This is a genomic window from Desulfosporosinus metallidurans, assembly GCF_001936615.1.
Taxonomy (GTDB): domain Bacteria; phylum Bacillota; class Desulfitobacteriia; order Desulfitobacteriales; family Desulfitobacteriaceae; genus Desulfosporosinus; species Desulfosporosinus metallidurans.
This window is the reverse complement of sequence record NZ_MLBF01000023.1, coordinates 46,386-62,250: the sequence shown is the minus strand read 5'-3', so window position 1 is coordinate 62,250 and position 15,865 is coordinate 46,386. Positions and strand designations below refer to the sequence as shown.

Genomic DNA, 15,865 nt, shown 5'->3' with positions numbered 1-15,865 from the left:
CCATCTAAAAAGGGTTCACAAGTATATCTTCGGTGATATCATACGAATGGGCAGGCGAAATAAGATGGGTAAACATTGCAAAAGGCAATATGTTTTGCAATTATGAGTTTATAGAATCCAATGCCGGTTCGCTTTTCAACAAGCTGAAAAGGGAGAATTATTTGAAAGATGTCTCCAAAGATAAAATCCCGCTCCGCTTGGCGCATTACCTTAGTGAAATTAATGCCCTTCACCCCTTCAGAGAAGGAAATGGCAGGGCGCAAAGACTCTTTATCGAATATCTGGCTGAAAACGCAGGTTATCGTGTAGACTTTTCCCAGGTAACCGACAAGCAAATGATTGAAGCAAGCGCAGCTTCATTCCTGTGCGATTATACGAAAATGGACGAGATTTTCACGGCGATAACCCAACCGCTGTCGGAAAACAACATGACGCAAACTTTCATGAGATAAATTCGGATACACAACTCAGAAAAAGGCAAGTTTCATAAATAAGCGGGGGAGTATTCATTTTGCGAATATTCCCTTTTTATATTTTACCTATATGAAAGCCGTTTGCTTAATTGTATCCATAGAGCAAGCGGCTTTTTTCATATCAAAATTCAAGCAGAAAGAAGTGAATTCAATGGTCCAAAGAAGACCCGGTGCGCCAGAGACGTCACGGGATGATGTACGCATCCAGGAGTTCCTAGATATGATTTCTCCGTCCATGATTAGGTTTTTCACGGACTATTTTATTTGCGGCAACACATACCGCTGCGTATGGGCGCTTCGCGAGTACCCGACAGCCACGGAAGAACAGGCGATTTTGCGCCACTTGGGTGAAAAGGACGGCATTACCCTGCACATCTATACCCGTCACGTCACAGCGGTAGAAGAAAGGAAAATTATCAGCAACGCCGCCAATAAGAACCGTCTGAACAGGAACAATACCAACGACCTTCAGCAAACAGTCACTGCTGAAAGTAACCTTCAGGATGTTGCGGGTATAGTAGCAAACATACACAGAAACAAGGAGCCGCTGCTCCACGCAGCCGTTTATATTGAGCTGTCCGCCCATGACCCGGACCAGCTCAAGCTTCTGCAGACCGAGGTGCTGACTGAGCTGATCCGAAGCAAACTCAATGTCGACCGTCTCCTGCTCCGCCAGCAGCAGGGCTTCCTGTCAGTAATGCCCACCGGCTGGAACGTGTTCGGCGATCAGTTTGAACGGGTGCTGCCCGCCAGCTCGGCCGCTAATCTTTATCCCTTTAACTACAGCGGCAAAACAGATCCCAATGGCTTCTGCCTGGGCAGGGATAAATTCGGCAGCAACATCCTCGTGGATTTTAACCGGCGCGCCGATGACAAGACCAACGCCAACATCCTCATCCTCGGCAATTCCGGTCAGGGCAAGAGCTATCTGCTAAAGCTCATTCTGACCAACCTGCGGGAATCCGGCATGAAGGTGATCTGCCTCGACCCGGAAATGGAGTTCGAGGATCTCACAAACAACCTCGGTGGCTGCTTCATTGACCTGATGACCGGCGAATTCATTATCAATGTTCTGGAACCCAAGACCTGGGACGAAACCGGCGATCCCAAAGATACGGGAGCGCCCCAGGCATTCCGGCAGACATCCAAGCTCAGCCAGCACATCAGCTTTCTCAAGGACTTTTTCCGAGCCTACAAGGATTTCGACGACCGCCAGATTGATACCATCGAGATTATGCTGGGCAAGCTATATGACAAATGGAGCATCACTGACCACAGCAATTTTAACCGGCTGAAGCCTGACGATTATCCCGTTTTATCCGACCTGTACGAGATGATCGAATCGGAATACAAGGAATTCGACGAGGGAAAGCGACAGCTCTATACAGCGGATACGCTGCGGGAAATCTGTCTTGGACTCCATTCCCTGTGTAAGGGTGCGGAGTCCAAATTTTTTAACGGGCACACCAATATCAAAACCAGCGAGTTTGTAACTTTCGGCATTAAAGGGCTTTTGCAGTCCAGCAGGAACCTGCGCAATGCCCTGTTGTTCAACGTGCTGTCCTACATGAGCAACGAGCTTCTCACTACCGGCAATACGGCTGCCAGCATTGACGAGTTCTATCTGTTCCTTTCCAACCTGACTGCCGTGGAATATGTCCGCAACTTCATGAAGCGAGTCAGGAAGAAAGACAGCGCCGTGATCCTCTCCTCGCAGAATCTGGAGGACTTCAATCTGGAGGGTATCCGTGAGTATACGAAGCCGCTATTCTCCATTCCGGCCCATGCTTTTCTGTTTAACGCAGGTAATATCGATAAGCACTTCTATATGGACTCACTCCAGCTGGAGGAATCTGAATATAATCTCATCCGGTACCCCCAACGTGGCGTGTGCTTCTACAAGTGCGGGAACGAGCGGTACAACCTTGTGGTGCAGGCTCCGGAACACAAGGCGATACTTTTCGGAAAGGCAGGCGGACGGTAATGGAAGGCGGTGATTAAACATGGATATCAAGGAGCAGCGATTCGGCATTGAGATTGAAATGACAGGTCTGTCCCGCCAGCGTGCCGCACAGGTTTTGTCGGAGTATTTCGGGCGGTCTGCAAACTTTGACGGCGGCTACTACGGAGAATATTCCGTGCTGGACAGCCAGAGCCGCCGCTGGAAGGTCATGAGCGACGGCAGCATAACTACAGAAAAAAAAGAAGGACGGCGGATCGTTTCAGCAGATAACACCTACAGCGTGGAGCTAGTCAGTCCCATTTGCCGCTACGAGGATATCGAAACCATACAGGAGATTGTTCGCAAATTTCGACAGGCAGGAATGATCGCAAATAGAAGCTGCGGCATCCACATTCACCTGGACGCCTCTCCTCACAACGCCAATACCCTGAGAAATATCACCAACATCATGGCCTCCAAGGAGGATATGATCTACAAGGCCACGCAGGTGGAGGTGGCAAGGGAGCGGCAGTATTGCAAGAAGGTGGAGGAGAGCTTTCTGGAGGAATTAAACCGGAAAAAGCCCCGGACATTAGACGAGGTTAGCCGGATTTGGTATCACGGCAGCGACGGCCGCCGGGAGCATTACCACAACAGTCGGTATCATTGCCTCAACCTCCACAGCGTGTTCCAGAAGGGTACCATTGAGTTCCGGCTCTTCAATTCAACCACCCATGCCGGAAAGATTAAGGCGTACATTCAGCTCTGCCTCGCCATCTCAGCGCAGGCTCTTAACCAGCGATGCGCCAGCCGTCAGAAAACACGCAGCACCAACGAGAAATATACCTTCCGTACCTGGCTTCTGCGGCTTGGGCTTATCGGTGATGAATTCAAAACCGCCCGGCTTCATCTGCTGGAGCATCTGGATGGCTGTATCGCTTGGAAGGATCCGGCTCAAGCCCTCCAGCAAAAGGAACGGTTAAGACAGAAAAAAGAAAAGGAGCTGGCTGAAGCGGCACAATCGGCATTGCCGCAGCAGGAGCAGACAACTGAAAACGAACACGAACAGGCCGGGGAGCAGGACATATGCCCCGGCCTTTCCATGTCGATGCAGTAAGGAGGAACAAGAAGAAATGAAATCTGAAACCCTGTACATCGCCTATGGCAGCAATCTCAATCTGCCGCAGATGGCATTCCGCTGCCCGACGGCCAAGGTAGTCGGCAACAGTGAGATCAAGGATTATGAGCTGCTGTTCCGAGGCGGACGGAGAAGCTCCGTCGCAACTGTGGAGCCGCTCAAGGGCTCCAGTGTCCCTGTTCTTCTGTGGAGGCTGAAGGAACGTGACCTACAGGCTCTCGACTGCTATGAGGGATATCCGTCCTTCTACCGCAAGGAGATACTCGATGTCGAGTTCAGAGGCAAGACTGTTTCGGCCATGGTATACATCATGAACGACGGTCATCCCTTTGGCTCTCCATCGGATTATTACCTCGACACCATCATGGAGGGATACCAATCGGCGGGCTTTAATACTGAGCTTTTAGAGCAGGCCGTGGAAAAATCCATCCGTCTGGCACAGGAGCAGCAGGAACCGGAACAGGACACGCTGTTCAGCCCGAAATGGTGGTGATGCTCCATGGCAGATCCTGCAACCATTACCCTTACGGTCAGGGCAGCCATCGCTGCTGCAACCGATAAACGGACATGGAAGGCAATCGGAGTGGTCATTGCTTCCATCCTGACTCCCATCATTCTGATTGTCGTAATGATCATGAGTATTCTCTCAGGAGGCTCTGATCACAACAAAGCCGCCATCGATCTGTCCTTTAACGGCGGCAGTATTCCAGCGGCTATGCCTACCGAGTACGCCTCGCACATCAGCGACATGAGTAATTGCTTTGCTGTTCTGGACGAGGCCATATCCGAGGCTGAAGCCCGGATGGAAGGAGGCGCTTTGGATAACATCCGCATCAAGTCCATTTTTTATTCTCTGAATTTCGGCGCTGAAAATCTGTCCCTGTCAAGGACACAAGCCTGCGCCTTCGTTGATTGCTTCGTAGCCTATGAGGACGGCGCTGCTGTTCCCGCCAGCTTGGAAACCGCATATGAAAGGCTATCGCTGTCAGGAATAACGGTGACCGGCGAGATCAAAGCCAACGCTCAGAAAATCTATGAGCTGCTAGCTTCTGGCGGTGCAGCACTGTTCACCGGAGAGATTGAACGCGGAGGTACAGGAAGTACTGCGCTGGATATCTCGTCATTTAAAGATCCGGCAACGAAAAACAATCTGGATCTGGTCGCTTATGTCGAGCAAGCCTTTGACTCCGGATGGGGCTATGTCTGGGGTACATACGGCGACGTCCTCACAGAATCTCTGTTCAGCTCCAAGCTGGAACAGTACCCTGACGGCGTAGGTAATTACGAGATCTTCATCCGCAGCAACTGGCTCGGCGGCAGGACGACGGACTGCGTAGGCCTGATAAAAGGCTACGGCTGGCTTGATCCAAGCACACTGAAATACGAGTACGGAAGCAACGGCATGCCAGATATCAGCGCGGACAGCATGTATAAGAACGCTGTGGTTTCAGGCTCCATGGATGCCATGCCCGACGTCCCCGGTCTTGCTGTTTGGAAGTCCGGACATATCGGAATCTATATCGGAAACGGCAAGGTCATCGAAGCCATGGGCACAAAATATGGCGTCGTCAAGACAAATCTAAATGAACGTTCATGGACGGCGTGGCTTGAAATTCCCTACATTAAATACAACATAGGAGAGTGAAAATTATGCTTAATCTGCAAGCAATCTTTAGAAGAAAGGCGGAGGATTTCCCTGTATGGGATTGCGTAATCGAAAAAATCGTCGAGCTTCCCGAAGCCGAATACAAGTACTTTAAGACGGCACCTCTCCGGGATATGCCCTTCATTTTCGAGAACACCGACCTCATGCACCGGGATGGGAACGGTGTGTGCCACTGTCTGCTGGTGCTGGGTGAGGAATCCTCTGACGGCGTCTTGGTTGAATCAGAGGGATATAACTACGCCAGATATTCCAGCTTCATGCCCGGAGCACGGGAATTTTTGACCGCGCGTTTGAACCAGCTGGCCGAGCAACTCGTTCAGGAAGCAACACAAAGCACTTCAAACGGAACATGGGCAATTTGCTTTGACGAGATACAGGATCGGTATCATGTTCCCGTTTCGACTAACAACGGAATCGGGAAAATGCTCCTGAACATCCTCGCAGCGAGGCCGGAACTGGCGGAAGTCGAAGCGATGGAGAACAGCTTCGACATGGTGTTCTGCCAGGATTACTGCCCGAATCTAGATGAAAAAGAGAGGCTATCACCCGAAATGCAAATGAATTTATAAGGAGGAAAATGAAGATGAGTACAACCGAAGTAAAGATCCCCTTCCCTTCGGAGAGGCTGGACGCCCTCCGTTTTTTTATGGAAAAGAAGGAGCAGACCGTCGAACAGGAGCTGATGGATTACCTCAATAAGACCTATGAGCGGCTGGTTCCTGCCAATGTCCGCGAATATGTGGAAAGCCGTTTGGAGCAGGAACCTTCTCAGGAACAGGCGACAGAACCCCAACAGCCTCCTGCTCCAAGGGAGCGTCAGCCTCGTACCTCCCGCCGACAGCGGGAACAGGCTGCGACTGAAGCACCTCTCTCTCAGGAGGCTCAGTCAGAGGCAGAAGGCCCCGCCGAGGAAGAAACCCCTGGCATGACTATGAGCATGTAAACCGCAGATAAAAAACAAGGAGGTGCTGATTATGATAAAGCTTGGTGTGGACAACGGAAACTACAACACCAAATCCTCGGAGGGGATGCTTTATGCTTCTGGCTACACTGCAAGCGACAAAGAATTTATTGTGCCTGAAATGCAGCTCTATTTTGAGGGCAGGTATTACGCCATCGGCGAGCTGCGTCTGCGCTTTCAGCAGGATAAAGCCAAAGAACAGGATGCCTTCATTCTGACCTTGCCTGCCATTGCGGACGCAATGAAAAAGGCAGGGACAACCAATGCGGAAATCGTCCTTGGCGTGGGGCTGCCCATCGACAGCTATGGCACACAGAAGGAAGCCTTCAGGCGATACTTCCTGCGCGACAATATCTCGTTCCGGTTCGAGGGAGCTTTCTACCGCTGCCGTATAGCAGAATGCAAGGTGTTCGCACAAGGTCATGCGGCGCTGTGCCGGTATTACCCGCAGCTTAAGGATTACAGAAGTATCACAATGGTTGATATCGGCGGGTATACGGTGGATATTCTCACGCTTCATGACTTCCACCTTGACAGATCGAGCTGTGCCAGTCTCCGCATGGGCACCATCACCCTGTACAGTCGGATTCAGGATACGCTCCAGCGCAGTGACATTCTTCTGTCGGACGAACTCATCACGGACGCTATCCGTGGGGAGATCCAGCATGCCGACAGCAAATTGATTGCGTCTGTAGTTGAGCAGGCCGTGACCGCTTACTGCAAGGAGCTGTTCAATGCGCTCCGTGAACGAGGACTTGATCTGAGACTCCCGACGGTATTTGCAGGCGGCGGCGCCGAGCTGCTGGAACCCAGGCTGCACGAAAACAGCCTCAATACAGTGGCGGTGCTGAACCGGTTTGCCAACGCGGACGGCTACAAGCTTCTGATGAGGTGAGCCTATGTCCGAGCGAAAACGATATTATCTTTCCTTCGATCTGGACAACCCCAGGCATCGGGAGGCCGAAGCGCTGTTTGCGCGGCAGGCCAGCCGGCAGCGCACCGAGTACGTGGTCAACAGCATCCTGAAGGCACATCAGGCGGAAATTCTGGAGCAGGTTGTACGGCAAGCAATCAGGGACGAACTGAGAAATGCTGCGCCGCAGCTTCAAGCCACACTGCCGGAGGAAACGGACGCCGATGTTCAGCTGTCCGATCTGCCCGGCAGTCTGATTCATGCGCTGGAGGAATTGTAACCATGTTGGCTCACTTTCCTGCCGCCCTTATACCGGATGGCTGAAAAGTACACCATCATGGCTCACTATTTCCTCAAACAACAGCCTGCGAAGCAGGATCAGCCAGGAAATTTGGAGGGAACCCGGAGCATGACAATGAGTATTTAGGAGGCGAACATGGAGAAAACGATTAAAGTGATAATGGTGGACCCGATGAAGGAACCCTATCCTGCTGAAGTTGAAAACACTTTGGAAGGATTGCAGAAGGCGGTTGGAGGATATATTGAAACGGTATATTTGGATGATTATGTTGTTCTGGTTTGCAATGAAGAGGGAAAGCTGATCGGGCTTCCTGGCAACCGTTCTCTTGGAAACGACATCATTGCCGGTACATTTTTTGTGGTTGGCAGCAATGATGATGGGGATTTTGTGTCGCTGACTGAGGATAAAATCCGGCAGTACAGTGATCGATTTCAAAAGACGGAAATCTTTACCCAGGAACAGGTGGAGGATGCTTCCGTTATATTTTCATTAGATTTTAGCAAATGAAAGGAGTAAAGCTGCATGAATAAAGCTACTGTACAGATCAGCTTTGAAGCTGAAAAGCTTCGCGCTATCAACCAGTACATGAAGGATGAAACAGAGCTGCAAACTGAACTGGACACTGTGCTGCAAGCGCTGTATGAGAAGCACGTTCCCGCTCCTGTCCGGGAGTACATCGAAAGCCGGGATACTGGCGGGATGGACGCCCCTAAACGCAGCACACGACCGGCAGTTCCTGCAAAACAAAGTCGCCCAGCTGCGGACAACGACGAATAACAACCTGCAAACGGGCATGTTACCGCCTGTGTGCCCCTGGTCGCGTTTTAACAGCAGGTGGTGGCATCGCAACACCTGTGTGTAGGATAACGCCCTTTATTGGGGCTTTGTGGCGGAGCTTGAGAGGAAAAAACCATCCTCCGGACAGAGCCTCATAAAAGCGGATTTGAGGGGTGAACCATGGGGTTGAAAACCATGCAGGTTAAAGGCAGGTGGTCGCTTTGCGACCTCCTGCCACCTGACACCGCCCCGCAACGCGGGTCGGAGAGGTTCGGGTAGGTACACCTGAAAAGAGGTTTGGTCACCTTTCAGGTGGTCGGAATCTTCTTAAAAATTGATGTAAGCAAAGTAAATAAAGGCTTTTCCGGGGTACACCCGACAGGTGGTTCCGGAGAATTTCAGACAAGGAGGACTCACTATGACTGAAGAAACCAAAGACCGCATCCCGCTCTGGCTTTACCCCAGCACGATTGAATGTATGGATGCACTCTTAGAAATGGATAACTGCAAAAGCAGGAGCGAATTCATTGAAAAGGCTGTCCGGTTTTATAGCGGGTACATTGCAGCTGAGAAGGGCGTGATGTTTTTACCGACTGCTATCACATCGGCAATGTCCGGTATTGTCAACACCTTGGAAAACCGCATGGCGCGTCTTATCTTCAAGCTGGCTGTGGAGATGTCCATGATGATGAACATCCTGGCGTCCACTGCGGAGGTGGATGAAAACACACTGCACCGATTGCGCGGAAAGTGCGTTGCCGATGTTAAGAAATCCATCGGCTCTGTGACCTTCGAGGATGTAACTAAATTCCAAAAGGGTGAATAGTCATGCCGAGGATTGTTTTCAAATGTCGGTATTTAAAAAACTCAGCGGTGCATCTGGAGAATCTCGTGGAGTATGTGGCGACGCGGGATGGCGTGGAGAAAATCTCTCCCGCCTCCCGTGACAATCCCGCCACGCAGAAACAGGAGATGCTCATCTCAGACATCCTCGCTCAGTTTCCGGATGCGGCGGATCTGTTTGAGTACGAGGACTATATCAAACAGTCCACCGTCAAAAACGCTTCGGAATTCATCAGTGCCGCGCTGGATCAGAACATGGATCAGCTGTCATACAGCCAAGTCTATGCCAATTACATCGCTACCCGTCCACGCGCTGAAAAGCTGGGAACCCACGGGTTGTTCTCTGATGAGGAAACGCCGTTGATGTTGTCAAAGGTGATGGAGGAAGTCGGGGAACACACAGGTAATGTGTGGACGCCCATCATTTCTCTGCGGCGGGAGGACGCCGCCCGATTGGGATATGACAATGCCGCTGCGTGGATGGCACTCATCCGCAAACAGCGGAATATCTTTGCCGAGCAGATGAAGATCGCTCCGGAAAACCTGCGCTGGTATGCAGCCTTTCATAACGAAGGGCATCATCCTCACTGTCATATGCTGGTTTACTCGGTGAATCCACGTGAGGGGTATGTCACCAAGCCAGCCTTAGAAAAGATGCGGAGTAGTCTGGCAAAGGAAATCTTTCAGCAGGATCTCATTCAGATATATTCCGAGCAGACCGCACAGAGAAATACGCTTGCCGAACAGAGCCGTGAAGCCCTGAAAGAAATCATTGGCAGAATGAGCGGCGGCATGTGTGATAACGAAACCATTGAGTCTTTGCTCTCGCATCTGGCAGAGCGTCTCAGGCACACATCCGGGAAAAAGCAATACGGCTATCTCAAGTCGCCCTTGAAAGCAGTCGTGGATCAGATTGTGGATGAACTGGCGAAGGATGTGCGGGTAGCGGAAGCCTATGCAAAATGGCAGGAGCTTCGCAACGAAGTGCTGCGCACATATAAGGATAAGCTCCCTGATCCCCTTCCTCTCTCTCAGCAAAAAGAGTTTAAGCACATTAGAAATATGGTGATCGCGGAAACCGTGAATATCGGCGGTCATCATTTCACCTTCGAGGGCGATGAGTTAGCAGAGGATTTACAAGAAGTAGTAGAATACGAACCCCTGTTGTTGGAGGATGAATATCTGCCGGTCATGGATGAAGCGCCGGATAACGATGAGGCTGATAACATCAATCCGCATATCGAATGGAGTGATCGCTACTGGAGGGCTCGTGCCTTCCTTTACGGCAGCGATGAAATGGAGCCTGACTTTGAGCAGGCCCTCCGTTTGTTTTTGGAGGAAGCCGAATGCGGCAACGCTCTCGCCATGCATGACCTCGGCAGGATGTACGCTGACGGGCTTGGCGTCAGTATGGACGCAGATATCGCATTTACTTGGTACGATAAAGCCTTCACCGCATTCATGGACATTGAGGCAAACAAGAAAAGCCAGTATGTGGAATACCGCATCGGTAAAATGCATACGGCGGGGCTTGGCACAGATCAGGTCTATGAGGAAGCGGCCGGATGGTTTGAAATGGCGGCTTCACGAAATTACAAGTATGCCCAATATTCTCTTGCCGGTTTGTACTACCGGGGGCAGGGCGTAGAGCAGGACTACGAAATGGCATTCCGGCTCTACAGTAAATCTGCAGCAAAGCGTGTTCCGTATGCCTGTTACGAGCTGGCGAAGATGTATCGGGACGGTATCGGTACGGAGAAGGGTGCCGAAGAAGCGGAGCTGAATTTTGAAGAAGCCTTTTACGGCTTTAAGCGACTGGAAGAAAAAAGCCATGACGATAAGCTCCAATACCGCCTCGGGCAGATGATCTACACCGGAACCGGAACAGAAAAGGATGTGGAAGCGGCCATCGGATATTTTGAAAAGGCTGCCCGGCTCGGTAACGTCCATGCACAGTACATGCTGGGTAAGATTTACCTCGATTCGGACAGTGGTCACAAAAATTCGGAGGAGGCTGTCCTGTGGCTGACTAAGGCTTCGGATAGCGGTAACAGCATGGCACAGTATACCTTGGGCAAGCTCTACCGTGACGGAAGTCATGTGGAGAAGGATTCGGTGAAAGCGGTAGAGCTGTTCACGAAAGCAGCAGAGCAGAACAATTCATTCGCTCAGTATCAGCTCGGTAAGCTCTATCTGATAGGAGAGGGTATTCAAAAGGATGTGAAAACAGCTGTCGAATGGCTGACTGCATCTGCTGAGCAAGGCAATCAATATGCGCAATATGCTCTCGGCAAGCTGTTTCTTATTGGAGAAGAAGTCCCCAGTGACCGGGAAGCCGCAGTGCGCTGGTTCACCTTGTCTGCTGAACAGGGTAATGTCTATGCGCGGTATTTCCTCGACCATATGAACTTTTTAAGCAAACCCTTTCTGACTCTTGCAGTTACAAGGCTCCTGCACCACTTGAGCCGGATTTTTCGGGACGAGCAGAAAAGGCTTTCCGGCGCTCCAGGCATGCAGACAGACAGCAAGCTCCGACGTAAGATACGCGAAAAGAAAATTGCCCAAGGTCATGCTCCGGACGATCATGAGCTCAGGCATACAACCTATTAATGCAAAGGGAGGGTTTCCATGCAAAAGCCTCAACCAAAATATCAACAGAAAAAAGAACCGCTTCCCAGCAAACTCAATACGGCGTCTCTCAAACCATCCGCTCATCGGCGGGTGGCTTTTTTTCGCCGGTGCGGTAAGCGTAAACACTGACTAAGGAGGTTCTATGGTATGGCATATATTCATTTTACAGACGAGCAAAAGCGGCAGGCAAACTCTGTCGACCTGGTTGATTTCCTTCATCGTCAAGGAGAGCAGCTTGTGCGCTCAGGCCGAGAGTGGCGCTGGAAGCGTCATGACAGCGTTACTGTGCGCGGCAATCAGTGGTTTCGCCACAGCCGGAAGGAAGGCGGTCACGCTATTGATTTTGTTCAGCAGTTTTATGACATGAGCTTTCCTGAAGCTGTGAGCTATCTGCTCGGAGAGGACTCCGGCGTGGAGTGGAATCAGACGGTCAAGAGTGCCCCTGCTCCACGCAAGGAGTTCGCTCTTCCGGAGGCTAATCCTGACATGCGCCGGGTATTCGCATATCTGATAAAGCAAAGGTTCATAGACCGTGAGGTGCTGTCTCACTTCGCTCATGAAAAGCTGATATACGAAGACAAGGAATATCACAATGCGGTATTTGTTGGGCTGGATGAAAAAGGCGTCCCCCGCCATGCTCATAAGCGCGGAACATACACCCAGGGCGAACCCTACAAAGGAAACGCGGAGGGCAGCGATCCGAAATACAGCTTTCACTGGATTGGAGAGAGCGACACTCTTTATGTGTTCGAGGCGCCGGTGGATATGCTGTCCTTCACCACACTGCATCAGGATGGATGGAAACGGCACAGCTATGTCACATTGGACGGAGTATCGGAACACGCCTTGCTTCGTCAGCTGGAGCTGAATCCTCATCTGAAAAGCATCGTGCTGTGCTTGGATCATGACGAGGCAGGCATTGAAGCTGTCGGTCGCCTGAAGGATATCCTGTCGGGAAAGTGCTATGCGGATTTTTCCGTAATGCAGCCGCAGTACAAGGACTGGAATGAGGATCTTAAAGCCAGAAACGGCGTCAGTCCCATCCCGGCGCGGGAACATCCGAAGCTGGAGCTTCTGCCGAAGGTTGTTGGTGAGCTGCACGATTTGTGCAAAGCCCTTGCAACACATAAAGATATTGACGCCTTCCTCGTGGAGTGCGCCGAGGTGGTAGAGCCGCTTCTTGCCTCCGGCAAAACAGCAGCACTGAATACGGAAGCTGTTCGTGAATGCCTGCAGTGCATGGCGGCTGGCTCGCTTGCTGCCATGCAAAGGCAGCTCCGCCAGATAGAACAGCCTGTGACAATAGAGCAGCTTATTCAAAAGCTGCAGGACAGCTACCGTCCCCATGGGGATAGGGGCTGGCTGCGTACCAAAGCTGAACAGCTGCGCCAGGATGTTTCGGATATCAGCCGTCAGCTTCAGGCATCGGGTATCCGCACACTGGAGGATATGAATAAGCTCCTGACCTCCTATCAACGCCTTGCGCTGGACTGCGTCAAAATCATGATGTTTGTTGAGCAGGAGCTGCCGTCGATGCTTCCGGTGCAGGAGCAAGCAGTAAATTTTTCTATGACCATGTAAAGGAGGGATCGAATTGAAGACATCCCAAATCATAATCTTAACTGCTGCCGGCCTGACCATGTTTGGCGTTATCGGTTTGTTATCTCTCATAGCGCATTACTACACTTTAAACGGCATCAAGTCCAAAACAGTCGGCGACGGTCAGCACGGTACAGCTCGCTGGGCAACAAAACGGGAGATAAAAAAGACATATACCGAGGTTCCCTACGAGCCGGAGAAGTGGCGAAAGGGCGAAAGCCTTCCGAAAGCGCAGGGACTGATAGTCGGTTGGAGGAAGGCATCGCTGTTTGACAATACCGCTCCGAACGGATATGCGCTGGTGGACGATGACGATATCCACTGCTTGATGATCGGAGCCGCAGGTGTTGGCAAGACCGCTAACTTTCTTTATCCGAATCTGGAATACGCCTGTGCCTGCGGCATGAGCTTTGTGACCACCGACACCAAGGGCGACCTCTACCGCAATTATGCCGGGATCGCAAAAGACAAATACGGATACGATGTTGCTGTCATTGACCTGAGAAACCCCACCCGCTCGGACGGAAACAATCTGCTCCATCTGGTCAACCGGTATATGGACGCATATCTTAATAATCCTCAGAACCTTGCGTTTAAAGCCAGAGCGGAGAAATATGCCAAGATCACCGCCAAGACCATCATCTCCTCCGGTGGCTTCGATACAGCGATGGCTGGACAAAACGCCTTCTTCTATGACGCGGCGGAAGGGCTGCTGACTTCCGTGATTCTGCTTATTGCGGAATACTGTGAGCCGAGGCAGAGGCACATCGTGTCGGTATTCAAGCTCATACAGGATCTGCTGGCGCCCAGCGGCGTCAAGGGTAGGACTTTGTTTCAGCTGCTTCTTGCTCATCTGCCGGATGAGCACAAGACCAAGTGGTTCGCCGGGGCGGCACTCAATTCGGCGGAGCAGGCCATGCAGAGTGTCCTCTCAACTGCCCTATCCAGATTGAACGCTTTCCTGGATTCCGAGCTGGAGCAAATTCTATGCTTTGACACGGCAATCGATGCGGAAAGGTTCTGCACCAAAAAAAGCGCAATCTTCCTGGTGATGCCGGAAGAAGATAACACAAAGTATTTCATCATCAGCCTGATCGTACAGCAGCTCTATCGCGAGATCCTGTCGGTGGCCGACGAGCATGGCGGCAAGCTCCCCAATCGTGTAATGATGTTCCTCGACGAGATCGGTACCATCCCTAAAATTGAGTCGGCAGAGATGATGTTTTCCGCTTCCCGCTCCCGACGCGTGTCTATCGTTGCCATCATACAGAGCTTTGCACAGCTGGAGAAAAACTATGGCCGAGAGGGTTCGGCCATCATTATAGACAACTGTCAGGATACTGTGTTCGGCGGTTTTGCTCCCAACAGTGAATCGGCACAGATTTTGTCAAAAGCCATGGGCAGCAAGACCGTCATGAGCGGTTCGATCAGCCGGGGTAAAAACGACCCGTCGCAGAGTCTGCAGATGATCGAGCGGCCATTGATGACTCCCGACGAGTTAAAGTCCATGCCAAAGGGCCATTTTATCGTTACCAAGACCGGAGAATACCCAATGCGCACCTGGCTGAAGCTATTCACGGAATGGGGCATTACCTTCGGCAAGCCTTATGAGATTGCCGAACAATCAGCCAGAGAAGTGGAGTATGCCGACAGGCGCAGAGTGGAGGAAGAAATCATCCGCCGTCACTCTGCCTGTGTGGATGTGCCGGAGGAAGATGAAGCTGAAGCTGCCGCATCAAGAGGATTACTCCATACGCCGAATCAGGAGCCGGAAGCGCCGACCAGGACAAAAGCACCTGTTCGGATTGAATAGGAGGTGAAGCTGTGGGTTACTTTTCTTCTCTTTATTCCTCGGAGCTTCCGCATCGCGCGAGGGCTGTATTTATGTACTTACATGACCGCGCAGATAAGGAAGGCAAATGCTACCCAGCGATTGGTACCATCGCCAAGGAACTGAAGCTGTCCCGAAGCACCGTGAAACGCGCCATAGCTGACCTTGAAAAAAGCGGCCGTCTGCGTAAGGAGCAAAGGTGGCGCGAGAACGGCGGCAAGAGCAGCAATCTGTATTATTTAGCGCAACCTAATTCCAGCTAATTGGTTAAAAAAATGACCTTCCCCGCCAAGGGGAAGGTCAGCCCTATCAATGGACTATGGAAGGGTTCATGATGAACTGAGAAGGCGAACCTATCACTCTAAGAATATATAACGCCAGAAAAAGAACATGAACAATATCATATACACACCAGTGAATTTTATATATGTAAAACAGGAGTATGTTATGACCACGCAGGATATTGCTAGGCACGAGATGATTTGATGTATAAATACGGCTTTCCAGAGGCATGTCATTATAACCGCTTTCTATACAGGCTTTACAGCATGTAGCAGTAGCACAATGTTGCTCTACCTTAGACGATATAAAGAGACATACAGGGGCCAATACTGGATGTGAATGCCTCACGAAAAACCCTGCCGGTGGCTGATGTTCATCCGTAGTGCAATCGGTGATTGCCAAAGGTATGGCTATGAGAAATAGTTTTTTGGGTTTATAAGTATCATCAGTAAAATGCCGGTCGAGGTTAAGATGACTTTAACTGGCTTTATTAAAGCGTACAAGTTTA

At 51.1% G+C, this 15,865-nt stretch carries 17 protein-coding genes and 1 pseudogene; all 18 read left to right on the top strand.

Going from position 1 to position 15,865, the window contains the following annotated elements; translation table 11 throughout:
* Nucleotides 1–89 precede the first annotated feature (89 nt).
* Complete coding sequence (locus DSOL_RS14540) at nt 90–452, top strand: Fic/DOC family protein (protein ID WP_235838834.1); 363 nt, start codon at nt 90–92, stop codon at nt 450–452.
* A 172-nt stretch (nt 453–624) separates the two neighbouring features.
* On the top strand, nt 625–2,457 hold the full coding sequence (locus tag DSOL_RS14535) for a VirB4 family type IV secretion system protein (protein ID WP_075365551.1): 1,833 nt from the start codon (nt 625–627) through the stop codon (nt 2,455–2,457).
* Between the two features lie 19 nt (nt 2,458–2,476).
* Nucleotides 2,477–3,532, top strand: a complete 1,056-nt coding sequence (locus tag DSOL_RS14530) for an amidoligase family protein (protein ID WP_075365550.1) — start codon at nt 2,477–2,479, stop codon at nt 3,530–3,532.
* Nucleotides 3,533–3,548: 16 nt separating this feature from the next.
* A complete protein-coding gene (locus DSOL_RS14525) occupies nt 3,549–4,046 on the top strand; it encodes a gamma-glutamylcyclotransferase family protein (RefSeq protein ID WP_075365549.1) in 498 nt (165 codons plus the stop codon).
* A 6-nt stretch (nt 4,047–4,052) separates the two neighbouring features.
* Nucleotides 4,053–5,198: an NlpC/P60 family protein gene (locus tag DSOL_RS14520; RefSeq protein ID WP_075365548.1), complete on the top strand. Its 1,146-nt coding sequence runs from the start codon at nt 4,053–4,055 to the stop codon at nt 5,196–5,198.
* 5 nt (nt 5,199–5,203) lie between these two features.
* Nucleotides 5,204–5,788 (top strand): DUF6329 domain-containing protein, encoded by a 585-nt coding sequence (locus DSOL_RS14515; protein ID WP_075365547.1) that lies wholly within the window; start codon nt 5,204–5,206, stop codon nt 5,786–5,788.
* Between the two features lie 14 nt (nt 5,789–5,802).
* Nucleotides 5,803–6,162: a DUF6103 family protein gene (locus DSOL_RS14510; RefSeq protein WP_075365546.1), complete on the top strand. Its 360-nt coding sequence runs from the start codon at nt 5,803–5,805 to the stop codon at nt 6,160–6,162.
* Nucleotides 6,163–6,193: 31 nt separating this feature from the next.
* A complete protein-coding gene (locus tag DSOL_RS14505; protein ID WP_075365545.1) occupies nt 6,194–7,075 on the top strand; it encodes a ParM/StbA family protein in 882 nt (293 codons plus the stop codon).
* A gap of 4 nt (nt 7,076–7,079) precedes the next feature.
* Nucleotides 7,080–7,373 carry a plasmid segregation centromere-binding protein ParR gene (locus tag DSOL_RS14500; protein WP_075365544.1) on the top strand — a complete coding sequence of 98 codons (294 nt, stop codon included), beginning with the start codon at nt 7,080–7,082 and terminating at the stop codon, nt 7,371–7,373.
* Nucleotides 7,374–7,529: 156 nt separating this feature from the next.
* Nucleotides 7,530–7,901, top strand: a complete 372-nt coding sequence (locus DSOL_RS14495) for a DUF3846 domain-containing protein (protein WP_075365543.1) — start codon at nt 7,530–7,532, stop codon at nt 7,899–7,901.
* Between the two features lie 15 nt (nt 7,902–7,916).
* Nucleotides 7,917–8,171 carry a DUF6103 family protein gene (locus DSOL_RS14490; protein WP_075365542.1) on the top strand — a complete coding sequence of 85 codons (255 nt, stop codon included), beginning with the start codon at nt 7,917–7,919 and terminating at the stop codon, nt 8,169–8,171.
* 418 nt (nt 8,172–8,589) lie between these two features.
* The gene (locus tag DSOL_RS14485; RefSeq protein WP_075365541.1) at nt 8,590–8,997 is read left to right on the top strand and encodes a hypothetical protein; all 408 of its coding nucleotides are present in this window, start codon (nt 8,590–8,592) and stop codon (nt 8,995–8,997) included.
* Between the two features lie 2 nt (nt 8,998–8,999).
* The gene (gene mobP3 / locus DSOL_RS14480; protein WP_075365540.1) at nt 9,000–11,624 is read left to right on the top strand and encodes a MobP3 family relaxase; all 2,625 of its coding nucleotides are present in this window, start codon (nt 9,000–9,002) and stop codon (nt 11,622–11,624) included.
* Between the two features lie 18 nt (nt 11,625–11,642).
* Entirely contained in the window at nt 11,643–11,774 is a 132-nt protein-coding gene (locus tag DSOL_RS29565; RefSeq protein ID WP_282432764.1) for a hypothetical protein, read from the top strand.
* Between the two features lie 18 nt (nt 11,775–11,792).
* A complete protein-coding gene (locus DSOL_RS14475; protein ID WP_075365539.1) occupies nt 11,793–13,226 on the top strand; it encodes a DUF3991 domain-containing protein in 1,434 nt (477 codons plus the stop codon).
* Nucleotides 13,227–13,239: 13 nt separating this feature from the next.
* Complete coding sequence (locus tag DSOL_RS14470; RefSeq protein ID WP_075365538.1) at nt 13,240–15,057, top strand: VirD4-like conjugal transfer protein, CD1115 family; 1,818 nt, start codon at nt 13,240–13,242, stop codon at nt 15,055–15,057.
* An 11-nt stretch (nt 15,058–15,068) separates the two neighbouring features.
* The gene (locus DSOL_RS14465; RefSeq protein WP_075365537.1) at nt 15,069–15,338 is read left to right on the top strand and encodes a helix-turn-helix domain-containing protein; all 270 of its coding nucleotides are present in this window, start codon (nt 15,069–15,071) and stop codon (nt 15,336–15,338) included.
* Between the two features lie 272 nt (nt 15,339–15,610).
* A pseudogene (locus DSOL_RS29390) lies at nt 15,611–15,724 on the top strand ((2Fe-2S)-binding protein); the annotation flags it as partial.
* Nucleotides 15,725–15,865 lie beyond the last annotated feature (141 nt).

What these genes read in the sequence shown, in the direction of transcription:
- DSOL_RS14540 (WP_235838834.1), top strand. Translation starts at nt 90, where the DNA reads ATGTTTTGCAATTATGAGTTTATAGAATCCAATGCCGGTTCGCTTTTC.
- DSOL_RS14535 (WP_075365551.1), top strand. Translation starts at nt 625, where the DNA reads ATGGTCCAAAGAAGACCCGGTGCGCCAGAGACGTCACGGGATGATGTA.
- DSOL_RS14530 (WP_075365550.1), top strand. Translation starts at nt 2,477, where the DNA reads ATGGATATCAAGGAGCAGCGATTCGGCATTGAGATTGAAATGACAGGT.
- DSOL_RS14525 (WP_075365549.1), top strand. Translation starts at nt 3,549, where the DNA reads ATGAAATCTGAAACCCTGTACATCGCCTATGGCAGCAATCTCAATCTG.
- DSOL_RS14520 (WP_075365548.1), top strand. Translation starts at nt 4,053, where the DNA reads ATGGCAGATCCTGCAACCATTACCCTTACGGTCAGGGCAGCCATCGCT.
- DSOL_RS14515 (WP_075365547.1), top strand. Translation starts at nt 5,204, where the DNA reads ATGCTTAATCTGCAAGCAATCTTTAGAAGAAAGGCGGAGGATTTCCCT.
- DSOL_RS14510 (WP_075365546.1), top strand. Translation starts at nt 5,803, where the DNA reads ATGAGTACAACCGAAGTAAAGATCCCCTTCCCTTCGGAGAGGCTGGAC.
- DSOL_RS14505 (WP_075365545.1), top strand. Translation starts at nt 6,194, where the DNA reads ATGATAAAGCTTGGTGTGGACAACGGAAACTACAACACCAAATCCTCG.
- DSOL_RS14500 (WP_075365544.1), top strand. Translation starts at nt 7,080, where the DNA reads ATGTCCGAGCGAAAACGATATTATCTTTCCTTCGATCTGGACAACCCC.
- DSOL_RS14495 (WP_075365543.1), top strand. Translation starts at nt 7,530, where the DNA reads ATGGAGAAAACGATTAAAGTGATAATGGTGGACCCGATGAAGGAACCC.
- DSOL_RS14490 (WP_075365542.1), top strand. Translation starts at nt 7,917, where the DNA reads ATGAATAAAGCTACTGTACAGATCAGCTTTGAAGCTGAAAAGCTTCGC.
- DSOL_RS14485 (WP_075365541.1), top strand. Translation starts at nt 8,590, where the DNA reads ATGACTGAAGAAACCAAAGACCGCATCCCGCTCTGGCTTTACCCCAGC.
- mobP3 (WP_075365540.1), top strand. Translation starts at nt 9,000, where the DNA reads ATGCCGAGGATTGTTTTCAAATGTCGGTATTTAAAAAACTCAGCGGTG.
- DSOL_RS29565 (WP_282432764.1), top strand. Translation starts at nt 11,643, where the DNA reads ATGCAAAAGCCTCAACCAAAATATCAACAGAAAAAAGAACCGCTTCCC.
- DSOL_RS14475 (WP_075365539.1), top strand. Translation starts at nt 11,793, where the DNA reads ATGGCATATATTCATTTTACAGACGAGCAAAAGCGGCAGGCAAACTCT.